Genomic DNA, 12,659 nt, shown 5'->3' on the forward strand with positions numbered 1-12,659 from the left:
CGTGTGGCGGATGCCGGGGAGGGCAACGCCCCCACCCGGCAGGTGTGTTACTCGGGGTCGTGCACGATGAACGTGAAGTTCGAGTTGGTGATGATGGTGACGCTCGGGGTAGCGTCATCGATATCCTCGATTTCCACGGCAGCCGGCGCAACGGATTCGTAGTTGAAATTGATCATGATTCTTCCTTGTCTTTATTGGATGACGGGGTGGAAAGCAGGCCTTTCGTCCTGACTTTCTTACTCCGGGTCGCGGGTGATGAAGATCAGGTTCTCGCCTACGATCACGGCCTGGCTCGGCGCGGCGATGTCGGCTTCCGTTGCTTCTGCGTCAGTGAAGGAAATGGCAGTACTGTCGTCCAGGAAATTCATCATTGAATGTATCTCGATCCATAGTTCAATCCGGAACGGCTCCGGCAGCCAATCGTTGAATCAACGCACTGATTCAAGCGAATTTTTTGCACATCCCCGTGCTGCATGCGGCCACACCGCGACACGGCAATCGCTTTAAAGGGCGCGTGGTCAGCAACGGGATCCACTCTGTGCGCATCTCCTTTTTGAAGCACCGCTTTTCGCGTGTCAATAAGAATGCTGGCCGGCAAAGAATGTCTTGTCCGCAGCTGCCACAACTGCAGCACTTGGCAATCAATGGCTTGCGGGGTCGTGCAAGCAGAACACGACTTTCAGGGTCAGAGTTCCTCACCACGAGTGATGCGGCAAAGCACGAGAAGATCATTGAAATTGATCACACATTTTCATGAGCGCCCCGCCGTGCACCGCTGTACGCAGTCTTGACTAAGTTGCACTGGAGCTATAGTTCTATTCACTCTGCTTTTCATGGATGGAAAGGACGTCATGCGTTTTTCAATGAGGGTTCGGACAGCCCGTCTCAGTGCAGGGATGACGCAGCAGGAGCTGGCGCAGCGGCTGTGCGTGACACGAACGGCGGTCGCGAACTGGGAAGGTACTGCACGCGGACGACCCGCCACGGACCGGATACTGCGTCTGGCAGTGGTGACTGGCGTGTCATTTGAATGGCTGGCGACCGGGCGCGGCACATCTATGGTGGTGGAGCCGGACGCAACGCTTCGGACCGGGACCGAAGTGATCGAAGATCCACTGGAGATGCGTGTTCTGCACGCATTTCGATCGCTCCCGCAGCAGGAGTTGCTGCGGACTGTCCATTGGATGGAACGTCGGTGCGGTCTGTCGGATGTTGGCGCCTGACACCGGTCGCAGGTGATGGCAGCCAGCTCGTGTCGCGCACAAAAAACCCGCCTTTCAGCGGGTTTTTCGTTTCAGCGCATCCTGCGATCAATCTGCGATCAATGCCCACCGGCCGAGGCCGCACCCGCCCCTGCGCCGAACGGCGGCTTGGCCAGCCACAGGAAGGCGATGATGGCCAGGAAGATCCAGCCGAGCAGGAAGAAGATGTCGTTGAAGCCCATCTGCGAGGCCTGGTGGTTGATCATGTTGTTGAGCGCGGCCGCGCCATGCTGCAGGTCGCCCTGCCCCATCGCGGTCACCTGGTCCTGCATGCCGGGGGTGTAGCCGGAAATGTGTTCGGTCAGGTGCGCGTGGTGTTCCTGGGTACGGCGTGCCCACAGCCAGGTGGTCAGCGAGGCGGCGAAGCTGCCGCCCAGCGTGCGCAGGAAGGTGGCCAGGCCGGAACCGGCGGCGATCTCGCGACCGTCCAGATCCGACAGCAGGATCTGCAGCACCGGCATGAAGAACAACGCCACGCCGATCCCCATGATCAGCTGGATGCCGGCCACATGGCCGAAGTCCACCTGCAGGTTGAAGCCCGAGCGCAGGAAGCTGGTGAACGACAGGAAGATGAAGGCGATCGTGGCCAGCATGCGCATGTCGAACCGCGAGGCGTACTTGCCCACGAACGGCGTCATGATCACCGGCAGCACGCCGATCGGCGCGGTTGCCAGGCCGGCCCAGATCGCGGTGTAGCCCATGTCACGCTGCAACCACTGCGGGATCAGCAGCGCCACGCTGAAGAACGCCGCGTAGGCCACCACCATCGCCAGCGTACCGGCGCGGAAGTTGCGATGCCGGAACAGGCGCAGATCGACGATGGGATCCTTGTCGGTCAATTCCCAGATCAGGAACACCGCCAGGGCCACCACCGACACGCAGGCCAGCACGACGATCTTGGTCGAACTGAACCAGTCTTCGTCGTTGCCCAGATCGAGCACCAGCTGCAGCGCGCCCACGCCGATCACCAGGGTGATCAGGCCGACGTAATCCATCTTCGGCTTTTCGACGTGTTCGGGGCGCCCCTTCAGCTGGTTGCCCACCACCAGCGCGGCGAAGATGCCCAGCGGCACGTTGATCAGGAAGATCCATTCCCAACTGTAGTTGTCGGTGATCCAGCCCCCGAGGATCGGGCCGGCGATCGGCGCGACCACGGTGATCATCGCCAGCAACGCCAGCGCCTGCCCGCGTTTCTCGCGTGGATAGAGCGAGACCAGCAGGCTCTGCGTGATCGGGTACATCGGGCCGGCGACGAAGCCCTGGATCGCACGCGACACCACCAGCATGCCCATGCTCTGGGCCAGGCCGCACAGCAGCGAGGCCAGGGTGAAGGCCAGCGTGGCCCAGACGAACAGCTTGGTCTCGCCGAAGCGCCGGCTGAGGTAGCCGGTCAGCGGCAGCGCGATCGCGGTGCTGACCGCGAACGAAGTGATGACCCAGGTGGCCTGCTGCGAACTGGCGCCGAGATTGCCGGCGATGGTCGGCAACGAGACGTTGGCGATGGTGGTGTCCAGGACCTGCATGAACGAGGCCATCGCCAGCCCTGCGGTACACAGGGCGACGTTGGCCGGCCGGAAGGCCGTGCCTGGCGCCGCGGGGGCGCCCGGCGCGGCGGGAGCTTGTGCGGACATGGTGGCCTCAGCTCGCCTTGGCCTGCTGCGGCAGGTTGCTCTGGATGATCTGGTGGATCACATCGTCGGCGCTGTGCAGCTGCTTGGCGTAGACATCGGTATCGAACACCTGGCCCTTGGCGGTTTCGGTCGGCAGCACGGTGCCCTTCTGGTCGCGCAGGCTCACTTCGGCCTTGATCGACAGACCGATGCGCAGCGGGTGCTCGGCGAGCTGCTTGGCATCGATGGCGATGCGCACCGGCACGCGCTGCACGATCTTGATCCAGTTGCCGCTGGCGTTCTGCGCCGGCAGCAGCGAGAACGCCGAACCGGTGCCCAGGCCGAGGCTGTCGATGCGGCCCTTGTAGGTGACATCACCGCCGTACAGGTCCGAACGCAGCTCCACTTCCTGGCCCAGGCGCATGTGGCGCAGCTGGGTTTCCTTGAAGTTGGCTTCGACCCACATCTGCTCGGTCGGCACCACGGCCATCAGGGCATTGCCCGGCTGCACGCGCTGGCCGACCTGCACCGAACGACGGGCGATGTAACCGGTGACCGGCGCGACGATGCCGGCGCGGGCATTGTTGAGATAGGCCTGGCGCAGCTGCGCGGCGGCGGCCTGCACGTCCGGCTGGGTCGCGATCACGGTGTCATCGACCAGCGCGTTGCTGCGCTCGAAGGTCTCGCGCGAGCCGGCCACGGCGGCTTCGGCAGCGGCCAGTTCGGTGCGGGCATGCGCCAGTTCTTCGTTGGAGATCGCGCCGGTGCTGGCCAGATCCTTACGACGGTTGAAGTCCTCGCGCACGCGCTTCAGGGTGACCTGGCGCGCGTTCAATTCGGCCTGGGCGCCTTCCACGCTGCGGTACAGACCGCGCACCTGGCGGACCGTCTTGGCGAGGTTGGCTTCGGCCTGCTGCAGGGCGACTTCGGTATCGGCCGGGTCCAGCTGGACCAGCAGCTGGCCGCGCTCGACGCGCATGCCGTCATCGGCGTTGATCCCGACCACGGTGCCGCTGATCAGCGGGGTGATCTGGACCTGGTTGCCCTGCACGTAGGCATCGTCGGTTTCTTCGAACCAGCGGCCGAACATGAAGTACCACAGGGCCAGCGCGGCCAGCAGCAGCACGACGACGACCAGCAGGCCGCGCAGCAGCTTGCCGCGACGGGAGGGAGCTGCCTTCTCGGCAGCGGGGGCGGAGGTCTGACTCATGGGGATGACTCTCAGGAATGCGGGGATTCGGGGGTGGCGGCGACCGTGGCGGCGTCGCTGGTCGGGGTGAAACCACCGCCCAACGCCTGGCTCAGGCGGACCGAAACAAGGATCTGACGCGACTGCAGGCTGGCCAGCCGCTGCTGGGACACCAGCAACTGCTCTTCGACACTGAGCACGTCCAGGTAGCTGCCGATGCCGGCGCGGTAGCGCTGCTCGGCCAGGTCATGGGCGGCGCGCGCGGTGCTGACGGCCTGGGCCTGGGCACTGGCCTGGTCGGCCAGCGAACGCACCGCGTTGACCTGGTCGGCGACGTCACGCAGCGCGTTGACCACGGACTGGTTGTAGTCGGCCACGGCCAGGTCGTACTGCGCGTCGGTCTTGCCCAGGTTGGCGCGCAGGCGGCCGCCGTCGAAGATCGGCAGGCTCAGCGCCGGACCGAGGAAGGCGAACGTCGAGCCACTCTTGAGCAGTTGGTCCACTTCACTGGAGACCACGCCGCCCAGGGCGGTCAGGTTGAGACTGGGGTAGAACGCGGACTTGGCCGCGTGGATCTCGCGGTTGGCCGCCTCCACGCGCCAGCGCGCGGCGACGATGTCCGGGCGACGACCGAGCAGTTCGCTCGGCAGCACGCCGGGCAGCTGCAGCGCAAGCGGGTTCAGCATCTGCGGGCGTTCGATCTGCAGGCCACGGTCCGGGCCCTGCCCGACCAGCGCGGCGAGCGCGGTGCGGGCTTCATCGATCTGCTGCTGGGCGGCCTGCTGTTGCTGCTGCGCGGCCGGGATGCGGGCCTCGGCCTGGCGGGTCTGCAGATCGCTGTCGATGCCTGCGGCGCGACGCTGGCGGGTCAGCTCCAGGGTCTTCTGCGAGCGCGCCAGTTCTTCGCTGGCCACGTCATGCAGCGTCCACGCGTAGCCCAGCTGCGCATATGCCTCGGCGATGGCGGCGGAGAGATTCAGGCGCGCGGCCTGGGCGTCCACTTCCGCGGCGTGACCGCTGTCCACGGCCGCTTCCCAGGCGGCGCGCTTGCCGCCCCACAGATCGATGCCGTAGCTGAAGCTCAGGTAGGCCTGGCCGCTGCCGGCGTAGCTGCCACCGAGTTCGTCACCGACCATCGATTCGGGCAGGCGCACGCCGGTGTAGCCGCCCGAGGCGGACACGCTTGGCAGGCGATCGGCGCGGGCGGTGCCGATCTGGGCACGGGCCTGGCGCAGGCGCGCATCGGCGGCCTCCAGCCCGGGATTGCGCTGCAGGCCTTCGGCGATCAGCGCGTCAAGCTGGGGGTCGCCCAGCGCGCGCCACCAGTCGGTGGCCGGCCAGCCGGGCTGGCTCAGGCCGTTGGCGGCCAGGGTGCGCTGGGTCTGCAGGCTGTCGGCGTCGAGCAGACGACCCTGCGGCTCCAGGCCGCGGCTGCTGGCACACGCGGCCAGCGCAAGCGCCAGCGCGGAGACCAGCACCGGCCGCAGCGGGCGCAGTGGATGAGAGCGTTCAAACATGGAAGTCATGGCGTTACCAGGGAGTCGCGTACACGGGTCATGAGGGAAAGCAGCTGGGCGCGTTCGTCCGGAGACAGATCGCGCATGGCGTCGTCGATGGTCTGGTCCCCGCGCTGTTTGAGGCGGGCCCACAACTGGCGGCCCGACTCGGTCAGCACGATCTGCAGTGCCCGCCGGTCCTGGGCATGCGGCTCGCGCCGCACGCAATCCAGGGCTTCCAGCTTGTCCAGCAGGCGGGTCACCGCGCTCGGCACCTGGTCCAGGGCCTGGGCCAACTCGTTGGCGGTGCACGGGGCACGCGCCGCGAGCACCTTCAGGCCGAGATAGTGGGTGAAGCCAATACCGAGGTTTTCCTCGGCCATCGACGTGTCTAGCTGACGGACCAGGCCATCGCGCACTTGGCGCAGCAGGAGTCCGAAGCTGGGGGGATGGGCATCAGGGCAGATCATGGGTGAGCATTCTCTTCCAAAAAATATATTTCTCAATAGAAATATTTAATCTGGAACAAAATGCTGTGTTGCAGCAATCAGAACAATGGGCAGGGCGCTACCTTAATGGCGCCCCGGACTGGCCCGGTATTACAATTTGGACAATGGATAACACTTTCAGGCCAGAGCGCGAGACCGACGCCACCCAGATGATCCGCAACCAGGTCTTGGACTGGTTCGAGCGGGACGATGGACTGGGCGTGCTCGGCTTCCGGATCGAGAGCGCCCGCGGGCTGGACCGGGAGATCGACTGGCACCAGCACCGGCGCGCACAGCTGATCTGCGTGGAGGCGGGCCTGCTCACCACCCGCACCCGCCATGGCACCTGGTCGCTGCCGCCCGGCTGCGCCGGCTGGATGCCGCCGGGAGAGCCGCACACCGTGGATATCTGTGGGCCGCTGCGGGGCTGGGGCATTATCGTCAGCGCGGCGATGGCCCACGACCTGCCCGACGAGCCCTGCGTGGTGGCCATTTCCGATCTGCTGCAGGCCCTGTCGCTGCGGGTCACCGCGTGGGTGCCGGCGGCCGAACCCAGCCTGCGCCAGCAGCACATGATCGAAGTCCTGCTGGACGAAATCCGCAATGCCCCGCGCCAGCGCATGCACCTGCCGATGCCGCAGGACCGGCGCCTGCTGCGGATCGCCTCGCAGCTGATCGCCGATCCGGCCGACGGCCGCAGCCTGGAGCAATGGGCCCAGTGGGCGGGCCTGTCGCCGCGTACACTGACCCGGCACTTCCGCGATGAAACCACGCTCAGCTTCGCCCAGTGGCGCCAGCAGGCCCGGTTGGCCGAGGGCCTGCGCCGCCTGTCCGATGGCCAGAGCGTGTCCGACATCGCGCACGAACTGGGGTTCAGCAGCCCCAGCGCCTTCGTCACGGTGTTCCGCCGCCACTTCGGCAGCCCGCCCGGGCGCTATCTGGCGCGCAGCGGACACCCCCTGAACCCATCACGCGGCTTGGCATCCCCGGCCGCATCCGGATAATCATCCGCCTGCGAGGGCGACAGCCGTCGCCGTCCCTTGCCACAGGTAACAATCCCGCATGACCGATCTTGCCCGCCCCGCGTTCCACGGCTTTGAACAGCTGCCCCTGCGCGAGTACGCCGAACGGGCGTACCTGGACTATTCGATGTACGTGGTGCTCGACCGCGCACTGCCGTTCCTCGGCGACGGCCTCAAGCCGGTGCAGCGCCGCATCATCTACGCGATGAGCGAGCTGGGTCTGAACGCGTCCTCCAAGCCGAAGAAGTCCGCGCGTACCGTCGGTGACGTGATCGGTAAGTACCACCCGCATGGCGACAGCGCCTGCTACGAAGCGCTGGTGCTGATGGCCCAGCCCTTCTCGTACCGCTACCCGCTGATCGAAGGCCAGGGCAACTTCGGCTCGACCGACGATCCCAAGTCGTTCGCGGCGATGCGTTACACCGAGTCCAAGCTGACCCCGATCGCCGAAGTGCTGCTGGGCGAGATCAACCAGGGCACCACCGACTGGACCCCGAACTTCGACGGCACCCTGGAAGAGCCGACCTGGATGCCGGCGCGCCTGCCGCACCTGCTGCTCAACGGCACCACCGGCATCGCCGTCGGCATGGCCACCGACGTGCCGCCGCACAACCTCAACGAGATCGTCAGTGCGCTGCTGCACCTGCTCGACGACCCGGATGCGACGGTCACCGACCTGTGCGAGCACGTGAAGGGCCCGGACTACCCGAGCTTCGCCGAGATCATCACCCCGATCGCCGATCTGCGCACCATGTACGAGACCGGTTACGGCAGCGTGCGGGCGCGCTCCACCTTCCTGAAGGAGAACGGCAACATCGTGATCAACGCGCTGCCGTTCCAGGTATCGCCGTCGAAGGTGATCGAGCAGATCGCCGCGCAGATGCGCGCCAAGAAGCTGCCGTGGCTGGAGGACATCCGCGATGAGTCCGACCACGCCAACCCGGTGCGCGTGGTGCTGGTGCCGCGCTCGAACCGCGTGGACGCCGAGCAGCTGATGGGCCACCTGTTCGCGACCACCGACCTGGAGCGCAGCTACCGGGTCAACCTCAATGTGATCGGGCTGGACGGCCGCCCGCAGGTCAAGAACCTCAAGACCCTGCTCAGCGAGTGGCTGCAGTTCCGCGGCACCACCGTGACCCGCCGCCTCAACCACCGCCTGCAGAAGGTCGAGCGCCGCCTGCACATGTTGGACGGCCTGCTGGTCGCCTTCCTCAACCTGGATGAAGTGATCCACATCATCCGCACCGAGGACGAAGCCAAGCCGGCGCTGATCGCGCGCTTCGCGCTGAGCGAGGAACAGGCCGAGTACATCCTGGAAACCAAGCTGAAGCAGCTGGCCCGCCTGGAAGAAATGAAGATCCGCGGCGAGCAGGACGAGCTGGCCAAGGAGCGCGACAAGATCGTCGGCATCCTGGAGAGCAAGGCCAAGCTGAAGAAGCTGATCCGCGACGAGCTGGTGGCCGATGCCAAGAAGTTCGGCGATGACCGTCGCTCGCCGCTGGTGCAGCGTGGCGCGGCGCAGGCCATCGACGAGACCGAGCTGGTGCCGAGCGAACCGATGACGGTGGTGCTCTCGGAGAAAGGCTGGATCCGTGCGGCCAAGGGCCACGACATGGACCCGTCCACCCTGTCCTACCGCGATGGCGATGCTTTGCTCGGTTCCGTGCGCGCACGCAGCACGCAGCAGGTGGCCTTCCTGGACAGCGAGGGCCGTGCGTACTCGACCCTGATCCACACCCTGCCCTCGGCCCGTGGCAACGGCGAGCCGCTGACCGGTCGCTTCTCGCCGGCCCCGGGCAGCGCCTTCATGACGCTGGCCAGCGGCGAGAACAACACGCGCTTCGTGCTGGCCTCCACCCACGGCTATGGCTTCGTAACCCGCTTCGAGAACCTCACCGGCCGCAACAAGGCCGGCAAGGCGATGCTCAACCTGACCTCCGGCTCCAAGGTCCTGACCCCGGCCGTGGTCGCCAATCCGGAGACGGACCGCATCGTGGCCGTGACCAGTTCGGGCAACCTGCTGGCGATCGCCGCCAGCGACCTGCCGGAACTGGACAAGGGCAAGGGCAACAAGATCATCGACATCCCCAAGGCCAAGCTCGCCACCGAGCGCGTGGTCGCGGTGGTGTCGGTGGCGCCGGGCAACACGCTGCTGGTCCGCAGCGGCCAGCGCACGATGAACCTGTCTTTCAAGGACCTGGACACCTACCTGGGGACCCGCGCCACCCGCGGCCATCTGCTGCCGCGTGGCTGGCAGAAGGTGGAAGGCCTGGCGGTGGAATAACACCGTCCAGTGACTTGTACAACCGATCACGCACAGACAAAAAGGCCGGGTTTCCCCGGCCTTTCTGCTTGGTGCAGCGTCGGCTGGCTGGCGGATGCTGGCTGGCGGACGAGGGTTTGATGCGGCGTGCTGGCGAAGGCTGGCTGGCGCGAGAACCCGATGACGGGGTGGTGGATCGTGACGCATCCAGTACCCGTCTGGAGATACAGCCCCCTTGGAGTCCAAGGGGGCGCGCCGACAGGCGCGGGGATGTGGAAAGTGATAAGCCGGGGCCCGCGATGTGCGCAGCACGTCGTGGGGCTGAAGCGCGTATGCGCTTCAGTGCGCGGCGGTACCCTTCGCATCCATCTTGCTGGTCTGGTACAGCGCCAGGCCGATCCGCTTGATCAGACCGAGCTGCTGCTCCAGCCACCAGGCGTGGTCTTCTTCGGTGTCCTTCAACTGCACCAGCAGCATGTCGCGGCTGACGTAGTCCTGGTGCTGTTCGCACAGCTTCATGCCGGCGGCCAGGTTGTTGCGGACGCTGTACTCGGTGTCCAGATCCTTCTGCAGCATCTCTTCCACGGTCACGCCGGGCTCGAACACATGCGGGCGCATGTCCGGATCGCCGCCGAGGAAGAGGATGCGGCGCAGCAGCGCATCGGCGTGCTGGGTCTCTTCTTCCATTTCGTGGTTGAGGCGCTCATAGAGCGCGAACAGGCCCTGGTCTTCGTAGCGGCGCGAATGGATGAAGTACTGGTCGCGCGCGGCCAACTCGCCGCGCAGCAGTTCCTTCAAGCAGGCGATGACGTCCGGGTTGCCTTTCATGGGGGTGCTCCTGATGAATCAATGCGCGCATGGTGCCCTATCTGGAATTCCGGTGATCTAATCGGAATCAGTTGCACTTGCGCTTCGGTCGGCGCGCACAGGGCGTTCACGCCTCCCCTACAATCGACCCACACCTAAGAGGGGGATGCGCAGGATGCGGCATTGGCTGAAGCGGTTGGTCTGGGGAGTGCTGATACTGACGCTGGCGGCGGTGTTCATGGTGTGGTGGCTGCTGCGTGGCAGTCTGCCCACCCTGGAAGGCGAGCACGCCATGACCGGCCTGGCGGCGCCGGTCGGCATCACCCGTGACGCCTTGGGCGTGGTCACCATCGACGCCGGAAGCCAGGCCGATGCAATGCGGGCGCTGGGTCTGGTGCATGCGCAGGAGCGCTACTTCGAGATGGATCTGATGCGCCGTACCGCGGCTGGGGAGTTGGCCGAGCTGTTTGGCCCGGCGGCGATCAAGATGGACAAGCGCATGCGGGTGCACCGGCTGCGGGCGCGCACCGAGGCCCATCTGGAGGTTGCCATGGGCGGCAGCGCCGCTGCCCTGCAGGCCTATGTGGACGGCATCAACCAAGGCGTCGCTGATCTTCAGGTACGGCCTTGGCCGTATCTGCTGCTACGCCAGACGCCCGCACCGTGGCGTGCCGAAGACAGCGTGCTGACCGCGCTGGCGATGTATGCCGACCTGCAGGACCCCGCCAATCAGAACGAACTGGCGATGGCGCGGATCCGCGAGGTGGTGCCACCTGCGCTCTATGCGTTGCTCAGCCACGATGGCAGCGAATGGGACGCGCCCCTGTTTGGCGGGGCGCGCGGCAACGCACCGCTACCGGACGCCGCTGCGCTCGACCTCCGGCGGCTCGATGCGGCGCGGGCAAACAGTGCCACCACCGCCGGTCATCTGGACCCGGACGTGCTGGGCAGCAACAACTTCGCCGTATCCGGTGCACTGACCGCGGACGGTCGCGCCATCGTTGCCGACGACATGCACCTGGGACTGCGCGCACCGAATCTCTGGTTCCGGGTACGGCTGCGCTATCCCGATCCGCAGGCTCCCGACGGCCGCGTCGATGTCAGTGGCTTCTCGCTGCCCGGCCTACCGGCCATCGTCGTCGGCAGCAACGGGCACGTGGCCTGGGGCTTCACCAACAGTTACATCGACACCGCCGATTTCCGCAGCGTGCCCGCCAACGCGCCGGGCATCACCACGCATGAAGAGCGTATCCGCGTTGCCGGTCAAGCGCCGGTAACGCTGCGCGTGCGCGAGACTGCATGGGGTCCGGTACTGCACGAAAAGCCGGACGGCAGTGGCGAGGCGCTGCGCTGGACGGCGCAACTGCCTGGCGCGGTCCGCCTGGACTTCGCCGAGATGGCGCGTGCGGCGACGCTTGACGAGGCTTTCCTGGTGGCCGACCGCAGCGGCATTCCCGCGCAGAACCTGGTGATCGCCGACCGTAGCGGCCGCATCGGCTGGCGGTTGATCGGCACACGCCCGGATCGCGCTGCGGGCTGCCCGCCGGATGGCAACACGATCACAGCGCCTGCAAGCTGTGCGCCTTGGGCGATCCGCAGCGATGGCGCGCCGGCATTGATGGATCCCCCCACGCATCGGCTATGGACCGCCAACGGCCGTGTGCTCGATGGGGACGCTCTGGCCATCGCCGGAAACGGGGGCTACGACCTGGGTGCACGCGGGCGGCAGATCCGCGATGGCCTGATGGCGAAAGAGCGCTTCACCGAGGCGGACCTGCTGGCGATCCAGCTCGACGATCGCGCCCTGTTGCTCACGCGTTGGTGGCATCTGCTGCGCGACGTCGTCACCTCCAGCGACGACCCTGCCCTGCAGCGGCTTGAGGTCGCAACCCGGCGATGGGATGGCCACGCGGCCGTCGATTCGGTCAGCTACCGGATCACCCGCGGTTTCCGCGGCATGCTGATCGACCGCGTTGGTGAAGGCCTGCTCGCGCCAGCGAAAGCACAGCTCGGAGAGGCCTACCTGGAGCCGCGGCTGGGGCAGTTCGAAGGCGTGTTGTGGCCATTGGTGAACGAACGGCCGGCGCATCTGCTGCCGCCCGCGTATGCCAGCTGGAATGCGCTGTTGACCGATACAGCCAAGGCGCTGGAGGCCGACCTGAGCAGTCAGGGGCCGCTGGACGCGCGCACGTGGGGCGAACGCAACACCGCTGCGATCTGTCACCCGGTCAGTCGCGCCCTGCCCAGCGTGGCCGGACGATGGCTGTGCATGCCCACCGATCCGTTGCCCGGCGACCGGGACATGCCCCGCGTGCAGGGGCCGGCATTCGGCGCATCGCAGCGGATGGTGGTGTCCCCCGGCCACGAAGCCGAGGGATTGATCCACATGCCCGGTGGGCAGAGTGGTCACCCGTTGTCGCCCTTCTGGGGCGCTGGGCACGACGCTTGGGTGAAGGGAACACCCACCCCATTCCTGCCGGGAAAAACCGCGTACACGCTGACGTTGATCCCCGAGAAATGAT

Annotated in this window: 11 protein-coding genes; 4 read left to right on the forward strand and 7 right to left on the reverse strand. The window is 66.3% G+C overall.

Annotated features, from left to right (window positions below):
- Positions 1-47: 47 nt before the first annotated feature.
- Together HDC96_RS18350 and HDC96_RS18355 are read right to left on the reverse strand one after the other, a co-directional pair.
- Positions 48-176 (reverse strand): hypothetical protein, encoded by a 129-nt coding sequence (locus tag HDC96_RS18350; protein WP_257018607.1) that lies wholly within the window; start codon positions 174-176, stop codon positions 48-50.
- A 60-nt stretch (positions 177-236) separates the two neighbouring features.
- Positions 237-371 (reverse strand): hypothetical protein, encoded by a 135-nt coding sequence (locus HDC96_RS18355; RefSeq protein WP_257018608.1) that lies wholly within the window; start codon positions 369-371, stop codon positions 237-239.
- A 492-nt stretch (positions 372-863) separates the two neighbouring features.
- Here HDC96_RS18355 and HDC96_RS07380 point away from each other — a divergent pair, with 492 nt between their 5' ends.
- Positions 864-1,223, forward strand: coding sequence for a helix-turn-helix transcriptional regulator (locus HDC96_RS07380; RefSeq protein ID WP_257018663.1), 360 nt, complete (start codon positions 864-866; stop codon positions 1,221-1,223).
- A gap of 98 nt (positions 1,224-1,321) precedes the next feature.
- Here HDC96_RS07380 and HDC96_RS07385 read toward each other — a convergent pair whose 3' ends face one another.
- Genes HDC96_RS07385 through HDC96_RS07400 form a run of 4 tightly spaced genes read right to left on the reverse strand, consistent with a single transcriptional unit; the run spans position 1,322 to position 6,027 of the window.
- Positions 1,322-2,893 (reverse strand): DHA2 family efflux MFS transporter permease subunit, encoded by a 1,572-nt coding sequence (locus HDC96_RS07385; protein ID WP_176989939.1) that lies wholly within the window; start codon positions 2,891-2,893, stop codon positions 1,322-1,324.
- A gap of 7 nt (positions 2,894-2,900) precedes the next feature.
- Positions 2,901-4,082 carry a multidrug efflux MFS transporter periplasmic adaptor subunit EmrA gene (emrA, locus tag HDC96_RS07390; RefSeq protein WP_179459356.1) on the reverse strand — a complete coding sequence of 394 codons (1,182 nt, stop codon included), beginning with the start codon at positions 4,080-4,082 and terminating at the stop codon, positions 2,901-2,903.
- 11 nt (positions 4,083-4,093) lie between these two features.
- Positions 4,094-5,578 (reverse strand): efflux transporter outer membrane subunit, encoded by a 1,485-nt coding sequence (locus HDC96_RS07395; RefSeq protein ID WP_179459357.1) that lies wholly within the window; start codon positions 5,576-5,578, stop codon positions 4,094-4,096.
- A 5-nt stretch (positions 5,579-5,583) separates the two neighbouring features.
- Complete coding sequence (locus HDC96_RS07400) at positions 5,584-6,027, reverse strand: MarR family transcriptional regulator (RefSeq protein WP_179459358.1); 444 nt, start codon at positions 6,025-6,027, stop codon at positions 5,584-5,586.
- A 143-nt stretch (positions 6,028-6,170) separates the two neighbouring features.
- Between HDC96_RS07400 and HDC96_RS07405 the strand changes: the two genes are divergently transcribed.
- Together HDC96_RS07405 and parC are read left to right on the forward strand one after the other, a co-directional pair.
- Complete coding sequence (locus HDC96_RS07405) at positions 6,171-7,049, forward strand: helix-turn-helix transcriptional regulator (RefSeq protein WP_179459359.1); 879 nt, start codon at positions 6,171-6,173, stop codon at positions 7,047-7,049.
- A gap of 58 nt (positions 7,050-7,107) precedes the next feature.
- Positions 7,108-9,351 carry a DNA topoisomerase IV subunit A gene (parC, locus tag HDC96_RS07410; RefSeq protein ID WP_179459360.1) on the forward strand — a complete coding sequence of 748 codons (2,244 nt, stop codon included), beginning with the start codon at positions 7,108-7,110 and terminating at the stop codon, positions 9,349-9,351.
- 318 nt (positions 9,352-9,669) lie between these two features.
- On the opposite strand, the gene bfr is transcribed toward parC, so the two are convergent.
- Entirely contained in the window at positions 9,670-10,158 is a 489-nt protein-coding gene (bfr, locus tag HDC96_RS07415; protein WP_176989944.1) for a bacterioferritin, read from the reverse strand.
- 154 nt (positions 10,159-10,312) lie between these two features.
- On the opposite strand from bfr, the gene HDC96_RS07420 reads away from it, so the two are divergent.
- Complete coding sequence (locus tag HDC96_RS07420; RefSeq protein ID WP_179459361.1) at positions 10,313-12,658, forward strand: penicillin acylase family protein; 2,346 nt, start codon at positions 10,313-10,315, stop codon at positions 12,656-12,658.
- Position 12,659: the final 1 nt, after the last annotated feature.

Origin of the sequence: Stenotrophomonas sp. JAI102, from assembly GCF_013409105.1 — a bacterium.
Classification (GTDB): domain Bacteria; phylum Pseudomonadota; class Gammaproteobacteria; order Xanthomonadales; family Xanthomonadaceae; genus Stenotrophomonas; species Stenotrophomonas maltophilia_AA.

What these genes read in the sequence shown, in the direction of transcription:
- HDC96_RS18350 (WP_257018607.1), bottom strand. Translation starts at nt 176, where the DNA reads ATGATCAATTTCAACTACGAATCCGTTGCGCCGGCTGCCGTGGAAATC.
- HDC96_RS18355 (WP_257018608.1), bottom strand. Translation starts at nt 371, where the DNA reads ATGATGAATTTCCTGGACGACAGTACTGCCATTTCCTTCACTGACGCA.
- HDC96_RS07380 (WP_257018663.1), top strand. Translation starts at nt 864, where the DNA reads ATGAGGGTTCGGACAGCCCGTCTCAGTGCAGGGATGACGCAGCAGGAG.
- HDC96_RS07385 (WP_176989939.1), bottom strand. Translation starts at nt 2,893, where the DNA reads ATGTCCGCACAAGCTCCCGCCGCGCCGGGCGCCCCCGCGGCGCCAGGC.
- emrA (WP_179459356.1), bottom strand. Translation starts at nt 4,082, where the DNA reads ATGAGTCAGACCTCCGCCCCCGCTGCCGAGAAGGCAGCTCCCTCCCGT.
- HDC96_RS07395 (WP_179459357.1), bottom strand. Translation starts at nt 5,578, where the DNA reads ATGTTTGAACGCTCTCATCCACTGCGCCCGCTGCGGCCGGTGCTGGTC.
- HDC96_RS07400 (WP_179459358.1), bottom strand. Translation starts at nt 6,027, where the DNA reads ATGATCTGCCCTGATGCCCATCCCCCCAGCTTCGGACTCCTGCTGCGC.
- HDC96_RS07405 (WP_179459359.1), top strand. Translation starts at nt 6,171, where the DNA reads ATGGATAACACTTTCAGGCCAGAGCGCGAGACCGACGCCACCCAGATG.
- parC (WP_179459360.1), top strand. Translation starts at nt 7,108, where the DNA reads ATGACCGATCTTGCCCGCCCCGCGTTCCACGGCTTTGAACAGCTGCCC.
- bfr (WP_176989944.1), bottom strand. Translation starts at nt 10,158, where the DNA reads ATGAAAGGCAACCCGGACGTCATCGCCTGCTTGAAGGAACTGCTGCGC.
- HDC96_RS07420 (WP_179459361.1), top strand. Translation starts at nt 10,313, where the DNA reads ATGCGGCATTGGCTGAAGCGGTTGGTCTGGGGAGTGCTGATACTGACG.